The organism is Pseudomonas sp. NFR16, from assembly GCF_900108875.1.
Lineage (GTDB): Bacteria > Pseudomonadota > Gammaproteobacteria > Pseudomonadales > Pseudomonadaceae > Aquipseudomonas.
The window spans coordinates 283775-306460 of sequence record NZ_FNYJ01000007.1; the positions used below are offsets into that span (position 1 = coordinate 283775).

The 22686-nt window shown below is 60.1% G+C and carries 19 protein-coding genes and 1 pseudogene; 7 read left to right on the forward strand and 13 right to left on the reverse strand.

All coding sequences use genetic code 11. From position 1 onward, the window contains the following. Positions 1 to 55: 55 nt before the first annotated feature. Together BMZ10_RS24625 and BMZ10_RS24630 are read right to left on the reverse strand one after the other, a co-directional pair. The gene (locus BMZ10_RS24625) at positions 56 to 1192 is read right to left on the reverse strand and encodes an ABC transporter ATP-binding protein (protein WP_093468582.1); all 1137 of its coding nucleotides are present in this window, start codon (positions 1190 to 1192) and stop codon (positions 56 to 58) included. A gap of 118 nt (positions 1193 to 1310) precedes the next feature. Beyond that, positions 1311 to 2120: a helix-turn-helix transcriptional regulator gene (locus BMZ10_RS24630; protein WP_093468584.1), complete on the reverse strand. Its 810-nt coding sequence runs from the start codon at positions 2118 to 2120 to the stop codon at positions 1311 to 1313. Between the two features lie 303 nt (positions 2121 to 2423). Between BMZ10_RS24630 and BMZ10_RS24635 the strand changes: the two genes are divergently transcribed. The 4 genes from BMZ10_RS24635 to BMZ10_RS24650 all read left to right on the forward strand — a co-directional run bounded on the left by BMZ10_RS24635 (position 2424) and on the right by BMZ10_RS24650 (position 8506). Further along, positions 2424 to 2720 (forward strand): pyrroloquinoline quinone biosynthesis protein PqqE, encoded by a 297-nt coding sequence (locus BMZ10_RS24635; RefSeq protein WP_093468587.1) that lies wholly within the window; start codon positions 2424 to 2426, stop codon positions 2718 to 2720. 353 nt (positions 2721 to 3073) lie between these two features. Beyond that, a complete protein-coding gene (locus tag BMZ10_RS24640; protein WP_093468589.1) occupies positions 3074 to 4879 on the forward strand; it encodes a phenylacyl-CoA dehydrogenase in 1806 nt (601 codons plus the stop codon). Between the two features lie 329 nt (positions 4880 to 5208). Beyond that, positions 5209 to 6504 carry a GGDEF domain-containing protein gene (locus BMZ10_RS24645; protein ID WP_093468592.1) on the forward strand — a complete coding sequence of 432 codons (1296 nt, stop codon included), beginning with the start codon at positions 5209 to 5211 and terminating at the stop codon, positions 6502 to 6504. 223 nt (positions 6505 to 6727) lie between these two features. Continuing rightward, positions 6728 to 8506, forward strand: coding sequence for an acyl-CoA dehydrogenase C-terminal domain-containing protein (locus BMZ10_RS24650; RefSeq protein WP_093468594.1), 1779 nt, complete (start codon positions 6728 to 6730; stop codon positions 8504 to 8506). Positions 8507 to 8758: 252 nt separating this feature from the next. Here BMZ10_RS24650 and BMZ10_RS24655 read toward each other — a convergent pair whose 3' ends face one another. After that, positions 8759 to 9667 carry a LysR family transcriptional regulator gene (locus BMZ10_RS24655; RefSeq protein ID WP_093468597.1) on the reverse strand — a complete coding sequence of 303 codons (909 nt, stop codon included), beginning with the start codon at positions 9665 to 9667 and terminating at the stop codon, positions 8759 to 8761. Between the two features lie 102 nt (positions 9668 to 9769). On the opposite strand from BMZ10_RS24655, the gene BMZ10_RS24660 reads away from it, so the two are divergent. From BMZ10_RS24660 to BMZ10_RS24670, 3 genes and pseudogenes are all read left to right on the forward strand, one after another. Continuing rightward, positions 9770 to 10468, forward strand: a complete 699-nt coding sequence (locus BMZ10_RS24660; protein ID WP_093468600.1) for an MOSC domain-containing protein — start codon at positions 9770 to 9772, stop codon at positions 10466 to 10468. Continuing rightward, a complete protein-coding gene (locus BMZ10_RS24665) occupies positions 10465 to 11166 on the forward strand; it encodes an aminotransferase class III-fold pyridoxal phosphate-dependent enzyme (RefSeq protein ID WP_177182214.1) in 702 nt (233 codons plus the stop codon). Before BMZ10_RS24660 ends, BMZ10_RS24665 begins: the two co-directional genes overlap by 4 nt. Before the next feature lie 189 nt (positions 11167 to 11355). After that, a pseudogene (locus BMZ10_RS24670) lies at positions 11356 to 11511 on the forward strand (YqaE/Pmp3 family membrane protein); the annotation flags it as partial. 98 nt (positions 11512 to 11609) lie between these two features. On the opposite strand, the gene BMZ10_RS24675 reads toward BMZ10_RS24670, so the two are convergent. The 10 genes from BMZ10_RS24675 to BMZ10_RS24720 form a co-directional block, all read right to left on the reverse strand. Further along, positions 11610 to 13436 (reverse strand): S9 family peptidase, encoded by a 1827-nt coding sequence (locus BMZ10_RS24675; RefSeq protein ID WP_093468608.1) that lies wholly within the window; start codon positions 13434 to 13436, stop codon positions 11610 to 11612. Next, positions 13402 to 14589, reverse strand: a complete 1188-nt coding sequence (gene pqqE / locus BMZ10_RS24680; protein WP_177182215.1) for a pyrroloquinoline quinone biosynthesis protein PqqE — start codon at positions 14587 to 14589, stop codon at positions 13402 to 13404. Before pqqE ends, BMZ10_RS24675 begins: the two co-directional genes overlap by 35 nt. After that, on the reverse strand, positions 14561 to 14836 hold the full coding sequence (pqqD, locus tag BMZ10_RS24685) for a pyrroloquinoline quinone biosynthesis peptide chaperone PqqD (RefSeq protein WP_093468613.1): 276 nt from the start codon (positions 14834 to 14836) through the stop codon (positions 14561 to 14563). The genes pqqE and pqqD overlap by 29 nt, the downstream gene beginning before the upstream one ends. Continuing rightward, a complete protein-coding gene (gene pqqC / locus BMZ10_RS24690) occupies positions 14833 to 15588 on the reverse strand; it encodes a pyrroloquinoline-quinone synthase PqqC (RefSeq protein ID WP_093468616.1) in 756 nt (251 codons plus the stop codon). Before pqqC ends, pqqD begins: the two co-directional genes overlap by 4 nt. A 189-nt stretch (positions 15589 to 15777) precedes the next feature. Further along, positions 15778 to 16689 (reverse strand): pyrroloquinoline quinone biosynthesis protein PqqB, encoded by a 912-nt coding sequence (gene pqqB / locus BMZ10_RS24695; protein ID WP_093468619.1) that lies wholly within the window; start codon positions 16687 to 16689, stop codon positions 15778 to 15780. Between the two features lie 94 nt (positions 16690 to 16783). Next, the gene (pqqA, locus tag BMZ10_RS24700; protein ID WP_008365141.1) at positions 16784 to 16855 is read right to left on the reverse strand and encodes a pyrroloquinoline quinone precursor peptide PqqA; all 72 of its coding nucleotides are present in this window, start codon (positions 16853 to 16855) and stop codon (positions 16784 to 16786) included. Positions 16856 to 17028: 173 nt separating this feature from the next. Further along, the gene (gene pqqF, locus BMZ10_RS24705) at positions 17029 to 19440 is read right to left on the reverse strand and encodes a pyrroloquinoline quinone biosynthesis protein PqqF (protein WP_093468622.1); all 2412 of its coding nucleotides are present in this window, start codon (positions 19438 to 19440) and stop codon (positions 17029 to 17031) included. A 134-nt stretch (positions 19441 to 19574) separates the two neighbouring features. Then, the gene (locus BMZ10_RS24710; RefSeq protein WP_093468625.1) at positions 19575 to 20375 is read right to left on the reverse strand and encodes a carbon-nitrogen hydrolase family protein; all 801 of its coding nucleotides are present in this window, start codon (positions 20373 to 20375) and stop codon (positions 19575 to 19577) included. 10 nt (positions 20376 to 20385) lie between these two features. Continuing rightward, positions 20386 to 22080, reverse strand: coding sequence for a flavin monoamine oxidase family protein (locus tag BMZ10_RS24715; protein ID WP_093468628.1), 1695 nt, complete (start codon positions 22078 to 22080; stop codon positions 20386 to 20388). 138 nt (positions 22081 to 22218) lie between these two features. Beyond that, on the reverse strand, positions 22219 to 22680 hold the full coding sequence (locus BMZ10_RS24720; protein ID WP_093468630.1) for an Lrp/AsnC family transcriptional regulator: 462 nt from the start codon (positions 22678 to 22680) through the stop codon (positions 22219 to 22221). Positions 22681 to 22686 lie beyond the last annotated feature (6 nt).

Here is a 22686-nt window from a genome sequence, read left to right on the forward strand (position 1 = left end):
CCCCGTCTGATAAGTGATTCAATCGTTAGAGTGGCTTTGCTCGTTGCTCAAGTCGCTACAGCGCCATGGCCAGGCCGCTGGCGTTGTTCCAGCCCACCTGCACGGCTGCGCCGTGTTCAAACCCGGCGTGATCGAAACTGCCCTGACCACTCGCGCCTTGCTGACGTGCCACCCGCACGCAAACGATGCCGAAGGGCTGTGTGCGCACGCGGTATTCGGTGATGTTGCCCAGATAGATACGGTCTTCGACGCAGCCGTCGAGCGTCACGTCCCGGCCCTGCAGGCTGCCTTGGGCGGCGATGTCGATCAGCTCCGGACGCACCGCGATGCAGCCTTCGCTATTGGCGCTCAATGGCAAGCCGTTGGGTGTCAGCGGGCTGCTCAGTTCAATGCCCTGAGCGGTGCGCAACAGCGCCGAGTTGCCCTGCACGTGGCGCACGGTGCCGCTGAACAGGTTGGATTCGCCGATGAAGTCAGCCACGTAGCGCGTGGCCGGGGCTTCGTAGAGTTGTTCGGGGGACGCGGTCTGGATGATCGAGCCGCTGTGCATGACGCTGATGCTGTCGCTCATGGACAGCGCCTCTTCCTGATCGTGGGTGACCAGCACGAACGTGATGCCGACTTCACGTTGCAGGCGCAGCAGTTCGGATTGCATCTCCTTGCGCAGCTTGCGATCCAGCGCCGCGAGCGGTTCGTCCAACAGCAGAACGGTCGGTTTATTGACCAGCGCGCGGGCGAGGGCCACGCGCTGTTGCTGGCCGCCGGACAGCTCGCTGGGCTTGCGATGCCCGAGTCCTGAAAGCCGCACCATTTCCAACGCTTCATCGGCGCGGCGCTGCTGTTCTTTCTTGTCCGGACGAGGTGTGAGGTAGCGCAAACCGTAGGCGATGTTCTGCGACACCGTCATGTGCGGGAACAGCGCGTAATGCTGAAACACCATGTTGACCGGGCGTTGATAGGCCGGCACGCCCGCGACGTTCTTGCCTGCCAGACGCACTTCGCCAAGGGTGGGCTGATCGAAGCCTGCAATCATGCGCAGGGTGGTGGTCTTGCCGCAGCCCGAGCCGCCGAGGAAGGAATGGAAGGTGCCGCGCCGAACCTGGAAACTCAAGTTGTTGACGGCTTTCAGGTTCCCGTAGTGCTTCTCTACGTTGCAGAACTCGATATCGTTTTCGTGGCGATTGTCACTCATTGTTGGCTCTCGCATTCCAGTGCATGGGTCGCTGCAATGGAAGCCAAACTAACAATCGCTGTTTTGCGCTGTATATATCCCTTCGGGGATAGAGGTCGTATCGGGTGCGGGTGCCGGGTCAGGCTGAGACAGCAATGTCCGGGCCTGTCAGTTCGCGAATGAACAGCCCCAGCAGTTCGGCCTGACTGCCGATGCCCAGTTTGGCGTAAATGTTTTTGCGATGGATTTTGACGGTGCCCGGGCTGATGACCAGTTGTTCTGCTACCGACGCACTGGAGTGGCCGCGCAGCAACAGGCGGACGATTTCCTGCTCGCGGCCAGTGAGAATGTGATCACCGAAATGATCGAAAGCTGCGTGCACCTTGTAGTCCAGATCTTGCGGTGAGCGAGGCTGCTCGGCGCGGTGCAGCCGCCAGGTGTCGATGATGACGTGTTCGACGATTGCCTGCGCGCATTCCATCAGCTGCAACTCATCGCGGCTGAACGCCGAACTGGCGGTCGCGCGCATCAGCGACAGCACGGCCATCGCGTCGCCACCCAGGTCGACGAAAAACGCCACTTCTTCCGCAAGTCCGGTCTGCTGGTAGTACGCCAGGTAATACTCGCTGAGGTAGAAGTGATCGGGCGCGAATTGCCGCAGGCGCCATAGACCGGGCGCCTGCTTGCGCGTACACGCGAGGTAGAACGGGTCGAGCAGGTAGGGTCCGACCTGATAGTCGTCGACGTAAACCCTGCGCTTGTCCGGCGCAAAGGTGTCAAACAGGGCAAGTGGCCGATGGTTGCCCTCGTAGACGAACAGAACGAAATGGTCGACAGGCGCGATCTGCCTCAACCACTGGCTCAACCCGGCCAGTCGCGCACCGCCGGCCGGAAGGTCGAGAAGGTGGGCGATTGCGGTGGTCCAGTGTTTCAGTTCCTTTGGGCGCATGGGCGATCGACAGCTGTTCCATGGGGATCGGTTCGGCAAAAGATGCAGGATGTGCGCCACAGCACAGTTCACGCGGATGGCGAAGGCAGGCGGGGCATGGAGCGGTTATGGTTGTATGAGCGAATGTGTCGCGATGCACCATCTTCAGGCACAACCTGTCACCGGTTGCTACGCGGTAACGTCGTGGAAATGGCGAGCACGCTCTATTAGAAGGCCTGTTGCCATTATGGTTTTTGACGGGCGTTTTGCTGGTTCGTCTGGTTCAATGCTGACTGTTCGCTTTATGAACAGAGGATCGTGGTCATGCAAATCTCACTGAACAACACCCTGTACCCAGGCCTGAGCGCAATTCAGGTCGGTCAGGACCGTGTCGATCAGGCTGCCACCCAACTGGCAAACCCTGGCACGGAAGTGTCTGGCCGCACCCAGTCCTCGGACTTCCAGCTCGAACGCCTGCGCGCTGTCGATCGTCCGCCCGCTTCGGACATGGCCACCAATATCGTCGAGCTGACCCAAGGCCGGATTCAGGTTCAGGCGGGCGTCAAAGTCGAAAAAGCCAGCGATGAAATGCTCGGCACGCTGATCGATACCTACGCCTGACCGGTTCACCCTCTGATTCCTGACGTGCGCTTCGGCGCACGTTTGCGTTGCGCTTCCCTTCTGAATAACACCCTATCAGCCGTCCGAATCGCGGTCGTCTGACGGCCGTCTTCAACGCCTGCTCAACTAGACTCAATCCACACCCCTTCAGCGCTACGTGGTGCCGCGGGCGCCTCTGCGCGCGCCGACGATGAAAGGTTCGTGACGCACCCTTGACAAGGTTTAGGCGTAAACGTATGTTTCAAACACCTGTTTGACCGCCGGACAAACAAGAATTCCGGTGGCAGGGGCCATGCCCCGCAGTGACCGAACGGTCATATAAATCCAGAATTCATCAGCAGAGGTTTATCGCTATGCCTGACTACAAGGCCCCCTTGCGTGATATTCGCTTCGTTCGTGACGAGCTGCTCGGCTACGAAGCGCACTATCAGAGTCTGCCAGCATGCCAGGACGCCACGCCTGACATGGTTGACGCCATTCTCGAGGAAGGCGCCAAGTTTTGTGAGCAGGTATTGGCCCCGCTGAACCGGGTCGGCGACACCGAAGGATGCACCTGGAGCGAGTCCGGCGTGAAGACGCCGACCGGTTTCAAAGAAGCGTACAAGCAGTTCGTCGAAGGCGGCTGGCCGAGTCTGGCGCACGACGTTGCCCATGGTGGTCAGGGTCTGCCCGAGTCGCTGGGCCTTGCGGTCAGCGAAATGGTCGGTGAAGCCAACTGGTCGTGGGGCATGTACCCAGGCCTGTCCCATGGCGCGATGAACACCATCTCCGAGCACGGCACCCCTGAGCAGCAAGAGGCTTACCTGACCAAACTGGTGTCGGGCGAGTGGACCGGCACCATGTGCCTGACCGAACCTCACTGCGGCACTGACCTTGGCATGCTGCGCACCAAGGCCGAGCCACAGGCTGATGGTTCTTACAAAGTGTCCGGCACCAAGATTTTCATCTCCGCCGGTGAACACGACATGGCCGATAACATCGTCCACATCGTGCTGGCCCGCCTGCCCGACGCGCCTGCCGGCACCAAAGGCATCTCGCTGTTCATCGTTCCCAAGTTCCTGCCGGCTGCCGATGGCAGTGTCGGCGAGCGCAACGCTGTTGCCTGCGGCTCGCTGGAACACAAGATGGGCATTCACGGCAACGCCACCTGCGTGATGAACTTCGACGGTGCGACCGGCTTCTTGATCGGCCCGCCGAACAAAGGTCTGAACTGCATGTTCACGTTCATGAACACTGCACGTCTGGGGACCGCGTTGCAGGGTCTGGCCCACGCCGAGATCGGCTTTCAGGGCGGCCTGAAATACGCGCGTGAACGCCTGCAGATGCGTTCGCTGACCGGCCCGAAAGCTCCGGACAAGGCCGCTGACCCGATCATCGTTCACCCTGATGTGCGTCGTATGCTGCTGACCATGAAGGCATTCGCCGAGGGCACTCGCGCGATGGTTTACTTCACTGCCAAGCAGGTCGACATCGTCAAATACAGCGAAGACGCCGACGCCAAGAAGCAGGCCGATGGCTTGCTGGCATTCATGACGCCGATTGCCAAGGCCTTCATGACCGAAGTCGGTTTCGAGTCCGCCAACCATGGCGTGCAGATCTATGGTGGCCACGGTTTCATCGCCGAATGGGGCATGGAGCAGAACGTCCGCGACAGCCGTATTTCGATGCTGTACGAAGGCACCACTGGTGTTCAGGCACTGGACCTGCTGGGTCGTAAAGTGCTGATGACCCAAGGCGAAGCGCTGAAGGGCTTCACCAAGATCGTGCACAAGTTCTGCCAGTCGCAGGAAGGCAACGAAGCGGTGAACGAATTCGTCACGCCGCTGGCTGCGCTGAACAAAGAGTGGGGCGAACTGACCATGAAGGTCGGCATGGCGGCCATGAAAGACCGTGAAGAAGTCGGCGCCGCCTCGGTGGATTACCTGATGTTCTCCGGTTACGTATGTCTGGCCTATTTCTGGGCAGACATGGCGCGCGTCGCTGCCGAGAAACTGGCAGCCGGCACTACCGAAGAAGCGTTCTACACCGCCAAGCTCCAGACTGCGCGCTTCTACTTCCAGCGCATCCTGCCGCGTACCCGCACTCACGTGGCGGCCATGCTGTCGGGTGCCAACAACCTGATGGACATGAACGAAGAGCATTTCGGCCTGGCTTACTGATTCACCGGCTGGTTTTCCCTCAAAGCCGCTTGTTCTTCGAAGCAAGCGGCTTTTTTGCGTCTAGCGCTTCACCTTGACTCTGCAGGCGCGTGGCCTGGCCTGCGGTCGTGGTTCAGGTCCTCCGGTTAAATCGCGTCTGTGTTGTGTCGACGACGACTTCTACGTCGAGCGCGAAACCGGGCGGGCAACCGCATCAACGTGCGCCGGTTTACAGGCGTCAGAAAAGTGATCAATTTCTCATTTTCTTCTCATCAAATAGGTAACATGGCCGATACAGGCACAATGCCATTTGATTTGCACTCGCTTCATACGGGTAGGAGATAGTCCTCTTGCTGCGCCCTTCCGCCGCTCGTCTCAGCCACTTTTTACCGTCTCTGGCCCTGCTGTTCGCCGGACTCGCGGCTGCGTACGTGAAGGACCTCAATGTGTTCTTCACCTCTCTTTTCAACGTACTTCCCACCCTGGTGCTCTTGCTCGGCGGCGCTTACTGCGGCGTGTACAAGCGCCAGCGTGAGCTGTTTCTGATGAACACGGTGTACATCGCCTATTTCCTGCTCGATACCCAGACGGATTACTACCGCGACAACGGCAAAGTCCGCGAGGACGCCGCGGTCGTGTTTCATCTTTGCTGCCTGCTATTGCCTGTGATGTTCGGACTTTTCGCCGCCTGGGAAGAACGCACGCATCTGTTTCAGGATCTGGTCGCCCGATTGGCTGTCCTGGTGGCGGTCGGCAGCGTGGCGCTGGGGCTTGAGCAAAGCTTTCCGGAGAGTCTCCTGGCCTGGCTGGCGGACATCCGCTGGCCTGCGTTGCATGGCGAATGGATGAGCTTGATCCAGTTGTCGTATGCGACGTTTCTCATCGCCTTTGCCGTGCTGATCACCCAGTACCTGCGCAAGCCCCGCCCGCTGCACGCCGCTCAACTGGTTGGTTTGCTGGGACTGTTCTGGGCATTGCCGAAGACGTTCATTCTGCCGTTCACGCTGAACATCATGTGCAGCCAGGTGATGCTCATGATCGCCTCGGCGGTCGCGCACGAGGCTTACCAGATGGCGTTTCGCGATGAGCTGACCGGATTGCCGGGACGACGCGCGCTTAACGAGCGCATGCAGAGGCTGGGACGCAACTATGTGTTGGCGATGAGCGACGTCGATCACTTCAAGAAATTCAACGACACCCACGGCCATGACGTCGGTGACCAGGTGTTGCGCCTGGTCGCCAGCAAGCTGTCGAGAATCACCAACGGCGGCGGGCGAGCCTACCGATACGGAGGCGAAGAGTTTGCCATCGTGTTCGCCGGCAAGACCCTGGAAGAGTGCATGCCGCACCTTGAGGTCATCCGCGAAACCATTGCCGGCTATCAGATTCACCTGCGTAACCAGGAAAACCGACCCAATGACGATCAGCAGGGTCGTCAGCGTCGGGCCGGTTCCCAGGCGTCGACTGTTTCGGTCACGGTGAGCATGGGTGTGGCTGAGCGCCTGCCGGAGCATCGCAACCCGGAAGAAGTGCTTAAGGCGGCCGACCAGGCGCTTTATGCCGCCAAGGGAGCGGGTCGAAATTGCGTCGTTGCGCACGGTCAGACGAACAAGCGTGGCGCAGTCCGGATGGCGGCAGCGAGCTGATTTCCGCTGCAATTCTGTTAGCAATCAAAGGCTTTCACCGAGGGGTGAAGGCCTTCTTTTTTTCTGCACGAATTGCGTGACCGTATATGAGTTAATAGTCACTACTTGACCCTATGTGTCTCAAATGGTGTTCCTGTACACTGGATTCACTGACACATGGACGCCGCAAAAGCATTGCGGCGTTGCTTTTTCCCAGGTTCTGCTGCCGTTAACGAGGTTTGCCATGGCTGACTACAAAGCGCCCTTGCGCGATATGTGCTTCGTTCTGAATGAAGTGTTCGAAGTCTCCAGACTCTGGGCGCAACTGCCCGAGTTGTCCGAAGCGGTAGATGCACAAACCGTTGAAGCCATCCTCGAAGAGGCCGGCAAGGTCACTGGCAAATCCATCGCGCCGTTGAGCCGCGCAGCCGATGAAGAAGGCTGTCACTGGAACGACACAGTCGTGACGACGCCTGCAGGCTTCGTTCAGGCTTACGGCACGTATGCCGAAGGTGGCTGGGTCGGCGTGGGCGGCAATCCGGAATTTGGCGGCATGGGCATGCCCAAGGCGGTCTCGGCGCAGGTCGAGGAGATGGTCAACTCCGCAAGCCTTGCCTTCGGTCTCTATCCGATGCTCACCTCCGGGGCGTGCGTGTCGATTAACACCCACGCCAGCGAAGCGCTAAAGAACAAGTTCCTGCCGAACATGTACGCCGGAATCTGGGCCGGCTCCATGTGTCTGACCGAAGCTCATGCCGGTACCGATCTGGGCATCATCCGCACCAAGGCCGAACCTCAGGCCGATGGTGCCTACAAGATCAGTGGCACGAAGATATTCATCACCGGCGGCGAACACGACCTCACCGAAAACATCATTCACCTGGTGCTGGCCAAACTTCCTGATGCTCCGGCGGGGCCGAAGGGAATTTCGCTGTTTCTCGTCCCCAAGTTCCTGGTCAACGACGATGGCAGTCTGGGCGAGCGCAACACCGTTTCCTGCGGCTCGATCGAGCACAAGATGGGCATCCAGGCGTCGGCGACCTGTGTGATGAATTTCGACCAGGCTGAAGGCTATCTCATTGGCGAGCCGAACAAGGGGCTTGCCGCGATGTTCACGATGATGAACTACGAGCGCCTGGGCGTGGGTATTCAAGGCCTGGCATCAGGCGAGCGCTCTTACCAGAATGCCATCGAGTACGCGCGCGATCGTTTGCAGAGCCGGGCACCGACTGGAGCGCAGTCGAAAGACACCATCGCCGACCCGATCATCGTGCACCCCGACGTGCGTCGCATGCTGTTGACAATGAAGGCGCTGAACGAAGGCGGTCGTGCTTTTTCGACGTACGTGGCGCTGCAACTGGACACCGCCAAGTACAGCGAAGACGCCGAGGTCCGCCAGCGTGCCGATGCGCTGGTGGCGCTGTTGACACCGGTAGCCAAGGCTTTCCTCACTGACATGGGGCTGGACACCACGGTGCACGGCCAGCAGGTGTTCGGTGGTCATGGCTACATCCGCGAGTGGGGCCAGGAGCAACTGGTTCGCGACGTGCGCATCACCCAAATTTACGAAGGCACCAACGGCATTCAGGCGCTGGACCTGCTGGGTCGCAAGGTCGTCGCCAGCGGTGGCGCGTACTACAAGCTGTTTTCCGAAGAAGTACGCCAGTTCATCGCTGCTTCCGACAGCTCGCTTGCTGAATTCACCAAGCCGCTGAGTGCTGCGCTGACGACGCTGGATGAATTGACCGACTGGGTGCTGGATCGCGCGCGCAGCAATCCGAATGAAATCGGCGCCGCGTCTGTCGAGTATCTGCATGTGTTCGGATACACGGCTTATGCCTACATGTGGGCGATGTCGGCCAAGGCCGCCCTCGGTAAGGAGGCGCAGGAAGACTTTTACGTCAGCAAACTTGGCACGGCGCGGTTCTATTTCGCGCGTCTGCTACCTAGGATCCAGTCGCTGGCCGCGTCGGTGCGCGCGGGTAGCGAATCGTTGTATCTGCTGGACGCTTCGCAGTTCTGACTCCTGTAGACGGCATGTAAGCTTTTGCTTACATGACGTGCCGACATTTCGCCTCTATACGGCTTATGGATCCAAAGATAATCTACTTCACATGGACGTAGCGCAGGATGCGCAAACAGATAACACGGACACGTAGGGAATGCCTGCCAGGACGGCGGGAAGAAAGGGAAGTCAAAGGGAAACAGTCTGGAAAACCTCGCCTAGGCGGGGTTTTCTTTTATCTGCATTCCAGAAAGTTTTCCGTCAGGTTGGCTACCTCCCTTTTGCATCGCCCGGGCCGGCATTCACCACCTCGTCGAGCACCGACTGCAGCAGTTCCAACGTCGCCTGCTGGCGCTGAGCATCACGGTAAACAAGGCCTACCTGCAACGGCACCCTGGGTTCGCTGATGGGTTTCCACAGCAAGTCATCGTTGTCCTGAATATCCTGCGCGCGCCCCGGCAGCACGGTCGCAAGTCGGGTGTGTGCAAGGCTGTCGAGGATCCCCGCCATGTTGTTCAGTTCAGCCTGTACGTGAGGCCGTCGGCCGAGATTGCTCAACTGCGCCTGCCAGATCTGCCGCACCTGAAACTCCTCACCGAGCAGTAACATCGGCAGTTCAGCGGCCTGGCTCATCGAGACCTTTTTGAATTCCCGCAACGGATGATTGGCTGGCACCACCAGCTTGAGTTCGTCTTCATACAGCAACAGGCCGTGCAGGCCAGGCTGGCGCGGCGGCAAGTAGCTGATGCCGATGTCCAGCGATCCGTTGAGCAATCGACGTTCGATCTCCATCCCGCTCAACTCGTAAATCTGCACGACCAGATGCGGCTGCGCCTGGCGCACGCGCTCGAGCATCTGCGGCACCAGGCTCGAATGCACGGTCTGTAGAACGCCGATGGCGAGGGTGCGCTGGGATTGTCCCTTGAAGTTGCGCAACGCCTCGCGCGCCCGTTGCATGCCTTCGAGCAATGGCACTGCGTGGTTGTACAAGGTGTGCGCGGCCAGCGTCGGCAACAGGCGCTTGCTGCTGCGCTCGAACAGGCTGACATCGAGGCTGTGCTCCAGCAGACGAATCTGCTGTGAGAGCGCAGGCTGCGACAAGGAAAGTCGCTCGGCGGCGCGTCCGACGTGGCCTTCTTCGTACACCGCGACGAAATAACGCAGTTGGCGGAAATCCATAAGCAGTTCTTATCGAAATAGCTGGAAAATCGAAATGGTCGTTTGTCTTGCCGGGGCATAGTCTACGCCCAACTCACAGGGGTTACAGGGCCATAAAGCGCAATGAACAGTGTCCAGGTCGATGGTGTTTTTATAGGTAAAGCGAAAAATCTGGGTCATGGATTGATCAGCGATATCGATAAGCACAGGCTGGACCGACGCCTTTGGCTCTGGCCGCAAGGGCTGGGCAGCGACGAACACGGCGATCCGCGTTTTCATACCGGCCCGGAACGCGCCCTGCATCACTATCCCGCCGAGCATTACGATTATTGGCGCAACATTTATCCGCACATCGACTGGTGCGCGCCTTCTTTCGGCGAAAATCTCTCCTCCCGTGGCCTCACCGAGGAAGATGTCTGCCTGGGCGACATGTTTCGCTGGGGCGGCGCGCTGCTGCAGGTCAGCCAGCCACGTTCGCCTTGCTACCGGCTCAGCCACACCTGGGGCATCGAAGAACTGCCCCAGCGTGCCCAGGATAACGGGCGCTGTGGCTGGTTCTATCGCGTGCTCAAACCGGGTTTCGTCAGTCCCGACGACGCATTCGAGCTGGTACAGCGCAGCTATCCGGGCCTAACGATCGCTTGGGCCTTGCGCACGTTCTACCTCGAGCCGCTTGAGCATGGCGGGCTCAGAAAGCTCGCCGACTGCCCGGCGCTGTCGTCCCGATGGCGCGACATCGCCCTCAAGCGTCTGCGCACCGGCCGCGTCGAGGACTGGAGCGACCGGTTGCTGGGGCTGCCACTGGAAGGATTGCGCGCATGAACCTCTTCAAACTGTTGCGCAACGCTGTCGCTGAAGACAGCCATTCCGCCGGGCAACCTGTATTGCTTTCGCCGCTGCAACGTCTGCGTCAGCGCACGGGCAGCGATCAGGCCGGTTTCTTCATCGACGAGCAGGCAGCGTACGCAGGGGCGATGACACTGGCGCGCAAATGGGGCGAGCTGCATCGGCGCGGGGAATGCGGCGTCGTGGTTGGCAGTGGAGGTCGTTTCGACGCGCTGATCGAAGCACTGACCGACGATTGCTGCCGTGTGCCATTCAACGATCTGGCCGCGATCGAGGCCGCCGTGGATTCACGAACCGTCGCCATCGTGCTTGAGCCCATTCAGGGCGAGACGGTCATCACGCCAGCCACGACGGCTTACGTGCAGGGTGTTGCCACATTGTGCAAGGCGCTGAATATCCTGCTCATTCTCAACGAGGCGCGAGGTAGCGTCGGGCAGAACGGTGGGTTGCTTTCGGAAGACACCTACGCCGTCAGCGCCGATATCGTCGTGCTCGGCGATTACTCCAACCGCAGTCCCCGAAGCTCGGCGCTGCTTGCTCGTGGTCAGGCGTGCACTGCCCGGATCGACGACCTGCCGGGCTCTGTGCCCGAAATCGCCTCGGCTCGCCAGACGCGCCCGACCGCGAGCGTCCAAGCGCAGCGTCAGGCAATGTCAAGCGGACTCATGGCGTAGCGATTCTATTGTCTCTCGAACCGTCTTGCGTTTTGTACGCTTCGCCTCGCGCCGGGGTCTTGGTGCGGGGCGTTTTTTTGCAAGGGAATTGGGTGGCGCAATGATATTCACGGTTGAACCCCTGCATTCGCTCAGGGTCGATTAGCTGTGTGGCCGCAACGGGCCAATTACCATTCAGGAGCTTCACCCATGGACATCATTCGCATCATCATCGCTATCCTGCTGCCACCCCTGGGCGTGTTCCTGCAAGTCGGATTCGCTGGCGCTTTCTGGCTCAACATCCTGCTGACCCTGCTCGGTTACTTCCCAGGCATCATCCACGCGGTGTACATCATCGCCAGCCGCAAGTTATCGCGCCCGGTTAACGCACTTCGATCTGAATCCCTGTGGGCGCCAGCTGGCTGAACCGGCTGATGCCGCCCACAGAGACCGCAGTCACGCCCTCAGCTGTCCATTACTTTTCGATAGAACGCCCATTCGGTCTCCAGTGCGTGAGCCAGATTGCTAGCTTTGCGGAAGCCATGGCGTTCCTCGGGATAGAAATGGCCTTCGGCGGGGATGCCTTTTTCGGTCAAGGCGTTGAGCATGTCGCGGGTCTGGGCGGGCACGACCACGGCATCGAGTTCGCCCTGGAAGAAAATCACCGGCACTTTGATCTGGTCGGCATGCAGCAGCGGGGTGCGCTCGCGGTAGCGCGCCATGTCGATGTCCGGGTCGCCGATCAGCCAGTCGAGATAATCCGTTTCGAACTTGTGCGTCGCCTCGGCCAGTGCGAGAGGATCGCTGACGCCATACAGGCTCGCGCCAGCGCGGAACACATCCTTGAACGCCAACGCGCACAGCGTCGTATATCCGCCGGCACTGCCGCCTCGAATGAACGCGTTGGCCGGATCGACGAGCCCCTGATTGCCCAGGTACTCGACCACGGCGCAGGCATCTTCCACATCGACGACGCCCCATTCCAGAAACAGCGCCTGGCGATAGGCGCGGCCATAGCCGGTGCTGCCCCGATAATTCAGGTCCGCGACGGCGAAGCCCCTTTGCGTCCAGTACTGGATGCGCGGATCGAGCACCGGATAGCATGCCGACGTGGGTCCGCCATGGATGAACACCACCAGCGGCGGCTTTTCTGCGCCATTCATCGCGGGGTAGAAATAGCCATGCGCCTCGCTGTCACCACTCGGATAGCGCAGCGTCTGCGGACGACTGATGTGCTCGGCGGGCAGCGGCGCAACACCCCCGGCCAGCACCTGCACGCGCTGGTCGGAACGACTGATCGCCACGACAGCCGAAGGGCGGGTCGCTGACGCCGCGATGCAATAAAAGTGTTGATCGTCCATCGCCAGGTTGCGGAACCGGCTGTATTCGCCGCTGAAATCCTGCACTGAGCCATCAGCCGAACACAGGCCCAGACGACCAGAGCCGTCCTGGAACCAACTGGCCAGATAGGCCCCATCGGTGAGCGGCAACCAGCTCGAACTGCCCAATTGCCATGGCGCAGATGCATGGTCGGCGGCGGCTGCGGGGAGCGCTTCGAGGCCTTCCAGCGTCTCGACCCACGGTTGCCAGAAACCGCCGCGATCAGTCAGGCAATACAGGCGCCCCTGATCATCGAAGCGCGGTTGTTGCAGCGCTTCCAGCCCGAGTCCGCCTGCCAGACAGTGCGGCAGCCCCCATGACCCGTCCGGCTGACGCTCGGTGCTGAGCAGACGCGTCGACGTCCACGGTTGGTGCGGGCGCCACCACTCGATCCACACCAGACGATCACCCTCGGGGCTCAATGTCGGCGCTGCGTAGAAGTCCGCCCCTTCAGCCAGAACGTGGCGTCTGCCGTCGATAAGGTCGAACGCCACCAGGCGATGAACGTCATTGTCTTCCTCGACTGCCAGAATCTGCCCGAACCCGAACCGGACATCGCCGTAGCGCTTGTCGCCGTGGGTCAGTGCGTGGGGGACTTTGGTGTCGAAGGGCTGGAGATAAATCTGTTGATCGGCTTCGTTGACGAACACCACGGCTTCGTCGCTCAGGCAGAACGAGCCTCCGCCATATTCATAAACCCTGCTGCGCGCGCTGAAGCCATCCGGCGTCAGGCACGTGGTGACGCCGTCGCTCCAGCGCCAGATACGCGAAGCGGCGTCCTGCGGGCGAAATTCGTTCCAGAAGAGACCCGCGGGACCGACGCACAGTTCGGCGAAATCGACGCCTGCCGCCACAGCTTGGGCGGCAGAGAACAAATCAGGATTTTGCGATGAGGCGTGAGTTTCGTTCATTGCGAAAGGCCAGTTGCTCGATGGTCTGGCTAGCATACTCGGCTTCGTCGCGGGCCTGGGTGATCAGGTGATGCTGTGGCGACTTGCTGCACACCGGGTCGGCGTTGCTTGCATCACCGGTCAACATGAAGGCCTGACAGCGACAGCCGCCGAAATCCTTTTCTTTCTCGTCGCAAGAGCGGCACGGCTCGGGCATCCACTCGTAACCACGGAAGCGGTTGAAGCCAAACGACTCGTACCAGATATGTTGCATGCTGTGATCGCGCACATTGGGAAACTGGATCGGCATCTGTCGCGCGCCGTGGCAAGGCAGGGCGGTGCCATCCGGCGTCACGGTCAGAAACAAATTACCCCAGCCGTTCATGCAGGCTTTGGGGCGCTCTTCGTAGTAGTCGGGTGTGACGAAGATCAGCTTGACCGGATGATTCTCTGCCGCGAGCTTCTCGCGGTATTCATTGGTGATGCGTTCAGCGCGGACCAACTGTTCCTTGGTCGGCAGCAAGCCCACTCGATTCAGGTGCGCCCAACCGTAGAACTGGCAGGTGGCCAATTCGACGAAGTCCGCCTCCAGCGCCACGCAGAGCTCGATGATCTTGTCGATCTTGTCGATATTGTGCCGGTGGGTGACGAAGTTGAGCACCATCGGATAGCCGTGCTTCTTCACCGCGCGGGCCATTTCCAGCTTCTGGGCAAATGCCTTTTTCGAGCCTGCGAGCATGTTGTTCACTTGCTCGTCGCTGGCTTGAAAACTGATCTGAATGTGGTCCAGACCGGCTTCCTTGAAGTCGATGATCTTCTGTTCGGTCAGGCCGATGCCGGACGTGATCAGGTTGGTGTAGAAGCCCAGGCGCCGGGCCTCTGCGATCAGTTGGGCGAGGTCTTGCCGCACCAGGGGCTCACCGCCGGAAAACCCGATTTGCGCGGCGCCCATCTGCCTGGCTTCGGCCATCACTTTGAACCATTGTTCGGTGGTCAGCTCCTGACCCTGACGTGCGAAGTCCAGCGGGTTGGAACAATACGGACACTGCAGAGGACAGCGGTAGGTCAGCTCGGCGAGCAGCCACAGCGGCAGCCCGACAGGCGGTGTCGGTGGTATGTGCACCTTGGACTCGGTCACCGGCGCTTCAGGCAAGTTCGATCCAGTGTTCAGCACGAGCGACCTCCATGAATTGCTCGACGTCGGTGCCGAGCTCGGGAACGCCGGGGAATTGCTCATCGAGCACGGCGATGATCGCACCCACGCTGCGCTGACCATCGATCAGGCCGCCAATGGCGCTGGCGCTCTCGTTGAGCTTGATCATGCCTTCGGGGTAAAGCAATACGTGACCGTTCTGCGCCGGTTCAAACTGAAAGCGATAGCCACGGCGCCAGCTCGGCACTTGTTCGCGGTTGAAGCTCATAGGGCGATTCCTTTGTGCCAGACGCGTTGGTCGGTCACGCTGTGATAGGGCGGGCGGTTCAGCTCATAAGCCATGCTCATGGCGTCCAGCATGCTCCACAAAATGTCGAGTTTGAACTGCAGAATTTCCAGCATGCGCTGCTGGCCTTCCCACGTCGTGTAGTGCTGCAACGTGATTGCGAGCCCGTGTTCGACATCCCGACGCGCCTGACCCAGGCGTGCGCGGAAATACTCGTAACCGGCCGGGTCGATCCACGGGTAATGCTGCGGCCAACTGTCCAGTCGCGACTGGTGGATCTGCGGAGCGAACAGTTCAGTCAGTGAGCTGCTGGCGGCTTCCTGCCAGTTGGCTCGACGGGCGAAGTTCACATACGCATCGACGGCAAATCGTACGCCGGGCAGGACCAATTCCTGCGAGCGAAGTTGATCCGGATCCAGTCCTACCGCCTGGCCCAGCCGCAACCAGGCTTCAATGCCGCCGTCTTCGCCCGGTGCGCCGTCGTGGTCGAGCAGGCGCTGAATCCACTCGCGGCGGATCTCGCGGTCCGGGCAGTTGGCCAGAATCGCAGCATCCTTGAGCGGGATGTTCACTTGGTAGTAAAAACGGTTGGCGACCCAGCCCTGAATCTGCTCGCGCGTCGCGCGGCCTTCATACATCGCCACGTGAAACGGATGGTAGATGTGGTAATACGCGCCCTTGGCACGCAAGGCCTGTTCGAACTCAGCGGGGGACAGTGGTGTTGGCTCACTCATGTCGGCATGTTCCTTACCCATTTGTCTCGGATTCTGTGGCTTGAAGCGGTGGTCGCGAACGCATTCGCGCTACCCCTGCGGGAGCGAGCTTGCTCGCGAATGCTGACTGCCGGGCAACTTGATTTTCAACCGAATGCACCGGCGTCCTGCGCAAGCTCAGTCCCACTGTTAAAACGCCAGTGGCGCCCATTACAGCTCGATGCTCATGCCATCGAATGCCACTTCAACATGACGGCGTGCGAGTTCTGCGCGCTCGGGCGAATCCTCGTCGAGAATCGGGTTCGTGTTGTTGATGTGAATGAGCACCTTGCGTTGTTCAGGCAGTTTTTCCAGCACTTCGAGCATGCCGCCGGGGCCATTCTGCGCTAGGTGGCCCATCTCGGTGCCTGTTCGTGTGCCGACGCCGCGACGCTTCATCTCATCGTCGTCCCACATCGTGCCGTCCACCAGCAGGCAGTCGGCGCCGCTCATTTTTTCCATGAGGGCATCATCGACTTTGCCGAGGCCTGGCGCGTAGAACAGCTTTCCGCCGGTCCTGAGGTCTTCCACCATCAAGCCAATGTTATCGCCCGGGTGTGGGTCGAAGCGGTGCGGCGAGTAGGGCGGTGCCGCGCTACGCAGTGGAAATGGCGTAAAGCGAAGATTCGGACAGGCCGGAATTACGAAGCTGCCCTCAAGCTCGATGCGATTCCACGCCAGCCCGCCGTTCCAGTGCTTGAGCATGTTGAACAGCGGGAAGCCGGTCGTCAGGTCTTCGTGGACCATGTCCGTGCACCAGACCTGATGCGGGCAACCTTCACGCAGGCTGAGCAAACCGGTCGTGTGGTCGATCTGGCTGTCCATCAGGATGATTGCGCTGATCCCCGTATCCCGCAGGCCGCGGTTAGGCTGCATGGGCGCGAAGCTCTGGAGTTGAGCGCGGATATCGGGTGAAGCGTTGCACAAGACCCAATTCACGCCGTCGTCGGACAAGGCAATGGACGACTGGGTGCGCGCGTGAGCCCGCAGGCTGCCGTCGCGAAAACCTGCGCAGTTAACGCAGTTGCAGTTCCATTGTGGAAAACCGCCGCCCGCCGCCGAACCGAGAATCTGGATGTGCATGTGTGCTCCGTACCGATGGCCTCACGAGGCCTGAAAATCCTGAACGCTGTAACAAAAAAGCCCCGGCGAACCGAGGCTTCTCACCGCGCAAAAATCAACGGCTCGCGAAGTACATGGTGACTTCAAAGCCGATACGCAGATCAGTGTAAGCAGGTTTAGTCCACATAAAAGACTCCTTCTGGGTTAATGCAACGGTGGGTGAGTACATCTTTAGTACACCTGCGAGAGGAGACGTTCAAATGCTTAGGGAGCTATGTTACTAAAAATCTCGGGACTTCAATGATGAAATATCCGATAAAGATTTTTGCAATCCTGGCAATGATTGACCTGCCAAACGGCTCACTCGCTGGGGCTTGAGCGGTTCGACAAGCAAAGACGATTGGCCGAACCCTCGCCCAGGCGACGAGCGGCGTCCAGCAGTTCTATGGGCTGAAGATGTGCAAGCGAATGTTGCAGCCGTACGAGGTAATCGTCCCGATGGCCTGCCATGTGTGCCTGCCAGATCAGCTCGGAGGCCTGCTGACTGTCCATGGTCGCGGGGTCGAGCTGATCGCGCAGGGCTCTGATCTGAACGGTCAGGTCCGCGTTCTCGACCTGTGTCGGCAGTGTGCGGAGGAAGGATTCAATCTGATCGACCAGCACACCCGCACTGGCGGAAGGTGACTGGACCCCAAACAACAGGCCACCGTTTCCGGCGATTTGTCGGAAACCGCTGAAAACGGCGTAGCCCAATTGCAACTCGACCCGCAGGCGCTGATAAAACGGCGCCTGTATCAGTTGTGCAAGCAGTCGCCAGATCGCTTCGTCGTGCACAGACGAAGAAGGCGTTGGATAGAACAAAAGCACAGCGTTTTCAGAAGAGTCCGACGGCTCGGTTTGCCAGAACTGGCCTTCTTGCCTCCCTGTGATCTCTGGTGCCGAGGCGTCGGGCTTGCCGGGCGCAAATTGTGCAGCGTGCTTGAGCGCGTCCTGCGCGACGGGATCAAGCCCGACGGCCAGGCCTGCCCAGCGAGCATCCGCCCAGACACGCTGTAAATCCTGCGTCTGGGACATGACGCCGCTGTTCAAATAATGATCGGGCAGTGTTCTCAGCAACTGCCGAATCAGCATCGGCGCAGGTTCCTCATTCGGCTGCCCATAACGCGCCAGGGTTTCCTCAGTGGGCTGAGCTAACGCGCGCAATGCCTGTTCGAGGACGGCCGGAATGGGCTCGGCCATTCCGGTCAGTTTCAATTGCCAGAAGTTACCGTAGGACGTGAACGCCAGAGTGATGCCGGCTTCCTGTGCGTCGGCGATCAGACGCTTCAGGCCTTCGTTCAGCATCCGCGCGAGCTGCGGCTGAGGAGCGCTCAGCATCCAGCGCAGATACACCGCCGCTTCGCCCTCGCCTGGACGGTGTCCAGGCAAATGGTCGCTGAATGTTAACGCGGGAAGTGGGCGGGTCAGCGTGGTGACCTTGGCAATCGGACGCAAGAACGGGTTGGGCTCGGGCAGGCGCCAATCAACGTTAAAGGTGTCGTTTTTCAGCGGTTTCGGCTGTGGCGGTAACTGGGTTTCCGGCGTGAGTTGGGCGATCAGGGCATTAAGGGCGGTGACGGCTTGGCTCGACAGGCCTGGTTCGTCTGGCTCTGCGCAAAAATGCCGGGCCAGAGACAACGCGTTGCTGACTGCGAGGCGACGTTGAGCGAGCAGGGCGTATTCGTCGATGAGCTCAGCAAAGCGCGATTTGAAAAAGGCCAGCCAATCGAAGAGCCGTCTCGAAATCACGTAAGCCGTTTCGCTTGAAGGCGCTTGGTCCGCCGCGACCTCGGCGAGGGCAATGTCGATGTCGAGCAAAAGCTGCCCGTCGAACGCGTACACAACCTCTGCAGTGAGTGACCCGATCAAACCCTGATCTCGCAGGCTGGCCACCAGACCACCCGGCTGCGCGTTGTTCATCCAGCTGCATAGAAACGCAGCGGCCTGCTCATGTCCTTGCGGCAAGCCTTCACACGCAAACATCAGGTGCGTGTCGCGCGAGTCGGAATCGGGGTGCGAAGTTCTTGAATCCACGAGCGCCGGGGCGCTTGATTGAGCGACCCGACGGCCCTGGGCGAAATATCCGCCATAGCGAGTCGCCAACGCCTGCAACTCATCCAGCGTTTGGGGCCCTGCGAGGCTCAGGGTCATCTGCGCCGCTTGGTAGAACGTCCGGTAGAAGTCCTGCAATGCTTGTTGAAACGTCGGGCGCGGAACGGGAAGGCTGAAACGATTGCCGGCGTGGAACCCGCGCAACGGATGCAGGGCCGATAAAGCCTGCAGCCGCTGTATCTGATCGCGCGACGCCCCGTCCCGGGACCAGGCAATGAACTCGGCATGCAACACCTCACGCTCACGCAACTGATCGGCCATGGTCATGCGCGGGTGGGTCAGCATCTCGCACAATCGATCCAGGGCATCGGCAAAAACGGCGGGTGGCAGCTCGAAAAAGAAATCGGTGGTGCGCTCGCGCGTGCTCGCATTGACCTGTCCGCCGTGGCGTTGCACGAACGCCATGAGGTTGTCGCCGGACGGAAATCGTTCGGTGCCGAGGAAGAACAGGTGCTCGAGAAAGTGCGCGAGGCCGGGCCATTGTGACGGAACATCGTGACTGCCGGCTGCCACTCGCAAGGCCGCCGCGCAACGCTTCAGACGCGGCGCCGAGCACAGCACCACGCGCAGACCGTTGGGCAAGGTCAGGGAGCGATGGTTGGATGATTCGGGCGCAGGCATGACGTATTCCGCAGCAGCTCTGGAAAGTGACTGCTCATGCTAGCGGATAACGACACGAAGGGTGTGAGACGCAGGCATTTTCAGCACAGTCCGGGTCCTACAGGGACGCAGACTGTGGATGATCAATATTGCCTTCAGCGCTTGACGAGTCCCGCATAGAAGCCGGGCCGGCGGTCCTTGAAATAGGTATTGATGGCCTGGGATTCGCTCATCAGGCTGCGGTCCAGATCGGCGACCACCAGGGCTTCGTCTTGAGCGGCCAGGCCGATCTGCTTACCGTCCGGCGCGCAGATGCTGCTCAGCCCGCAGTAATGAATGTCGCCTTCGCTGCCGCAGTAATTGGCGTAGACCAGATAACACTGGTTTTCGAAAGCCCGCGCCCGAACGGTGACTTCCGCAACGAAGTCGTAAGGCGCCATGTTGGCGGTCGGCACCAGGATCAGATCGGCACCTGCCAGCGCGAGGCGGCGCGTGTTTTCGGGAAACTCAACGTCGTAGCAGATCAGGAATCCGAGCTTCCAGCCGTTGAAGTCGACCACCGGAAAATGCTCATCGCCTGCACTGAACATCGACTTGTCCAGGTCGCCATACAGATGCGTCTTACGGTAATTGCAGGCGCGCACGCCTTGAGCGTCGATCAACTGCACTGCGTTGTAGACCTGATCGTCGGCGCTCATTTCCGGATAGCCGTAGAGAATGGCCACACCGGTCTTGCGCGCGATCTCGCCGATAAGCCGTGCCGCCGGCCCGTCGCTCGGCTGGGCAAGATTGCGCGCCGCCTGAGCACCGATGTTGTAGCCGCTCAGAAACATTTCCGGACAGACCAGTAACGCTGCCCCTTTGCTCGCGGCCTCGACGGCCTGAACCTCAAGGCGCCGAAGGTTGGCGTCTATGTCCAGTGGCAGCGGTGGGCATTGATAGAGGGCAACGCGCATGGACAACTCCTTATTCCGGCAACGCGATCGGGCCGATTTCGTGGAATACATCGCCAGGACCCGGATTTTCAGCGTGGGTCTTGCCACCGAAGTGGGTCATGATGCCCCAGACAGCGTTGAGCGAGGTCTGCACCGCGCCTTCGACCCAGGCCGGCGTCCAGGAAACGTCGTCACCGGCGATGAAAATGCCGCGATGTTCGTCAGGCATGTCCTTTTGCATGAAGTGCGCGTACATCCGCTGGTTGTAGCGATAGTGGCCCGGCAGGGCGCCTTTGAAAGCGCCGAGGAAGTGCGGGTCTGCTTCCCACGACACCGTGATCGGATCTCCGATGATCCGCGCGGCAATGTCCACTTTCGGATAAATCTTTTTCAGCGCGCCGAGTGCCAGACTCACGCGCTTTTCCACAGGGTGCGGCAGCATCTTCAGCGCATCGCTCATCCACGAGTAGGACAGACAAATCACGCCCGGTTTGTCGACGCCGTTGGAATAGGTGCCGTTTTCGAACAGGTAAGTGCCGCGGGTCAGACGATCGGTCAGCGTCATGCTCATCACATCGCGGCCCGTTTCCGGGTCCTTATCCTTCCAGAACGGGCGATCGACCATGACAAAGGTTTTAGACGACTGCATATAGCGTGTGCGGTCCAGCGCCATCCACATTTTCTGCGAGAACAGCGACTCTTCGCACTCGATCTGAGTGGTCAGCAGCCAACTCTGGCAGGTGGCCAGAACGGCATCGTAGTGTCGGGTATCGCCCCAGTTGTCGGTGACCGCGAACTGGCCATCGGGGGCGCGTGCGATACGCTTGACGCCTGTACGCGGCGCCCCGCGATGCAACGACGACAGGCTGGTGCCTTCCGGCCAGTGAACGCAGCGCTCAGGCACGTGGCGCCAGATCCCCAGCGGCACCTGCTCTACGCCGCCGACGATCAAATGTTGATGATCGTCGCAGTTGGTCATGACCACGCGGAAGATTTCCAGCATCGAGTTCGGGAAATCAGAGTCCCAGCCGCCGGTGCCAAACCCGACCTGACCAAACACTTCGCGGTGGTAGAACGACAGTTTGGCGAACGCCTTGGAGGTGGCGACGAAATCGTAGAACGTGCGGTCGTCCCACAGCGGCACGAGCTTGTTCCACAACGTTTTGAGGCGGGGGACGTCGCGGTCGCGAATGGCTTGCTGGATGTCGGCGAATTGCGCGCCATCTTCCAGGGCGTCCGCCCACGCGTCAGCCACTTCGTGAAACAGTGCGGGCAAGTCCGACGGCTTTTGTGCGTAATACGTGGTGCCTTCCAGATCGATCACGGTGCTGCCGGATGCGCCCGTCAACGGGTTGGGGAAGGGTTTGGACTCAAGGCCCAGTTTGTCGACATAGTGATAAAAAGCCGTGGATGAGACCGGAAAGCGCATTCCGCCCAGTTCGGCAATGATGCCTTCGGCGCCCTCGAACTGCTGCGAGCGCAAGCGGCCACCCATTTTCGACGCCTCGTAGACGACGGGCTTGAGGCCCAGCTTCATGAGCTCATACGCCGCCACGAGACCGGCAATCCCGGCGCCGACGATGGCGACTTCCTTGCCGAGATTTTCTGTTGGAATGCTGCCCAGCCCGGCCGGGTGCTCGATCCAGTCATCGAAGGCAAAAGGGAAGTCGGGGCCGAAAATCGTGATCGGCTTCTTTCCGTCGGCGGGATGGCGATTGTTCTTCATGACTGACCTTGTTCGACTGTGGCGCGAAAGGGGAAAGTCTAGATAACAGTTGAGACGTTAATAAGACGCAGAGTGTTGTCGTTGTGTAGAGATTCACGTCGATATGACGAGGTCATGCATCACTTTGCAATGGCTTCATCAGACCGGCTGTCCCCGATCGATCTTGCTGCTGAGAATGATCGATGTCGTGGTCTTCTCCACACCGTCCACGCTGCCGATCAGATCCAGCAATTGGTCCAGTTGCTCCGGCGAGTCGGTGCGCAGCCATGCCACGTAATCGAATTCGCCACTGACCGCACATAGTTGCTGCACCTGAGCCAGAGCGGTCAACCGTCGCAGGACTTCCTTGCCCGACCGCGGTTGCACGGTGATCCCGACATACGCCTGCAGCCCGCCATCAACCACGCGCTGACTCAGACGCACGCCGTAACCGGTGATGATTTTGCTCTTTTCCAGACGCGCGAGACGAGACGTCACTGTCGTGCGCGCGATCCCTAATTGACGGGCCAGATTGGCGACTGGCTCGCGGGCGTTGATCTGCAGCGCAGCGATCAGTTGACGGTCGATTTCATCCAGCGCGGGAGGGCGAGTGTCGGGCAAGGGGCG

Excerpts from the sequence above, each read along its gene's own strand:
- BMZ10_RS24675 (WP_093468608.1), bottom strand. The coding sequence starts at position 13,436 with ATGAACGAAACTCACGCCTCATCGCAAAATCCTGATTTGTTCTCTGCC.
- pqqF (WP_093468622.1), bottom strand. The coding sequence starts at position 19,440 with ATGCCTGCGCCCGAATCATCCAACCATCGCTCCCTGACCTTGCCCAAC.
- pqqC (WP_093468616.1), bottom strand. The coding sequence starts at position 15,588 with ATGAGTGAGCCAACACCACTGTCCCCCGCTGAGTTCGAACAGGCCTTG.
- BMZ10_RS24630 (WP_093468584.1), bottom strand. The coding sequence starts at position 2,120 with ATGCGCCCAAAGGAACTGAAACACTGGACCACCGCAATCGCCCACCTT.
- BMZ10_RS24660 (WP_093468600.1), top strand. The coding sequence starts at position 9,770 with ATGAACAGTGTCCAGGTCGATGGTGTTTTTATAGGTAAAGCGAAAAAT.
- pqqB (WP_093468619.1), bottom strand. The coding sequence starts at position 16,689 with ATGCACATCCAGATTCTCGGTTCGGCGGCGGGCGGCGGTTTTCCACAA.
- BMZ10_RS24625 (WP_093468582.1), bottom strand. The coding sequence starts at position 1,192 with ATGAGTGACAATCGCCACGAAAACGATATCGAGTTCTGCAACGTAGAG.
- BMZ10_RS24650 (WP_093468594.1), top strand. The coding sequence starts at position 6,728 with ATGGCTGACTACAAAGCGCCCTTGCGCGATATGTGCTTCGTTCTGAAT.
- BMZ10_RS24640 (WP_093468589.1), top strand. The coding sequence starts at position 3,074 with ATGCCTGACTACAAGGCCCCCTTGCGTGATATTCGCTTCGTTCGTGAC.
- BMZ10_RS24665 (WP_177182214.1), top strand. The coding sequence starts at position 10,465 with ATGAACCTCTTCAAACTGTTGCGCAACGCTGTCGCTGAAGACAGCCAT.
- BMZ10_RS24635 (WP_093468587.1), top strand. The coding sequence starts at position 2,424 with ATGCAAATCTCACTGAACAACACCCTGTACCCAGGCCTGAGCGCAATT.
- BMZ10_RS24715 (WP_093468628.1), bottom strand. The coding sequence starts at position 22,080 with ATGAAGAACAATCGCCATCCCGCCGACGGAAAGAAGCCGATCACGATT.
- pqqD (WP_093468613.1), bottom strand. The coding sequence starts at position 14,836 with ATGAGCTTCAACCGCGAACAAGTGCCGAGCTGGCGCCGTGGCTATCGC.
- BMZ10_RS24710 (WP_093468625.1), bottom strand. The coding sequence starts at position 20,375 with ATGCGCGTTGCCCTCTATCAATGCCCACCGCTGCCACTGGACATAGAC.
- BMZ10_RS24655 (WP_093468597.1), bottom strand. The coding sequence starts at position 9,667 with ATGGATTTCCGCCAACTGCGTTATTTCGTCGCGGTGTACGAAGAAGGC.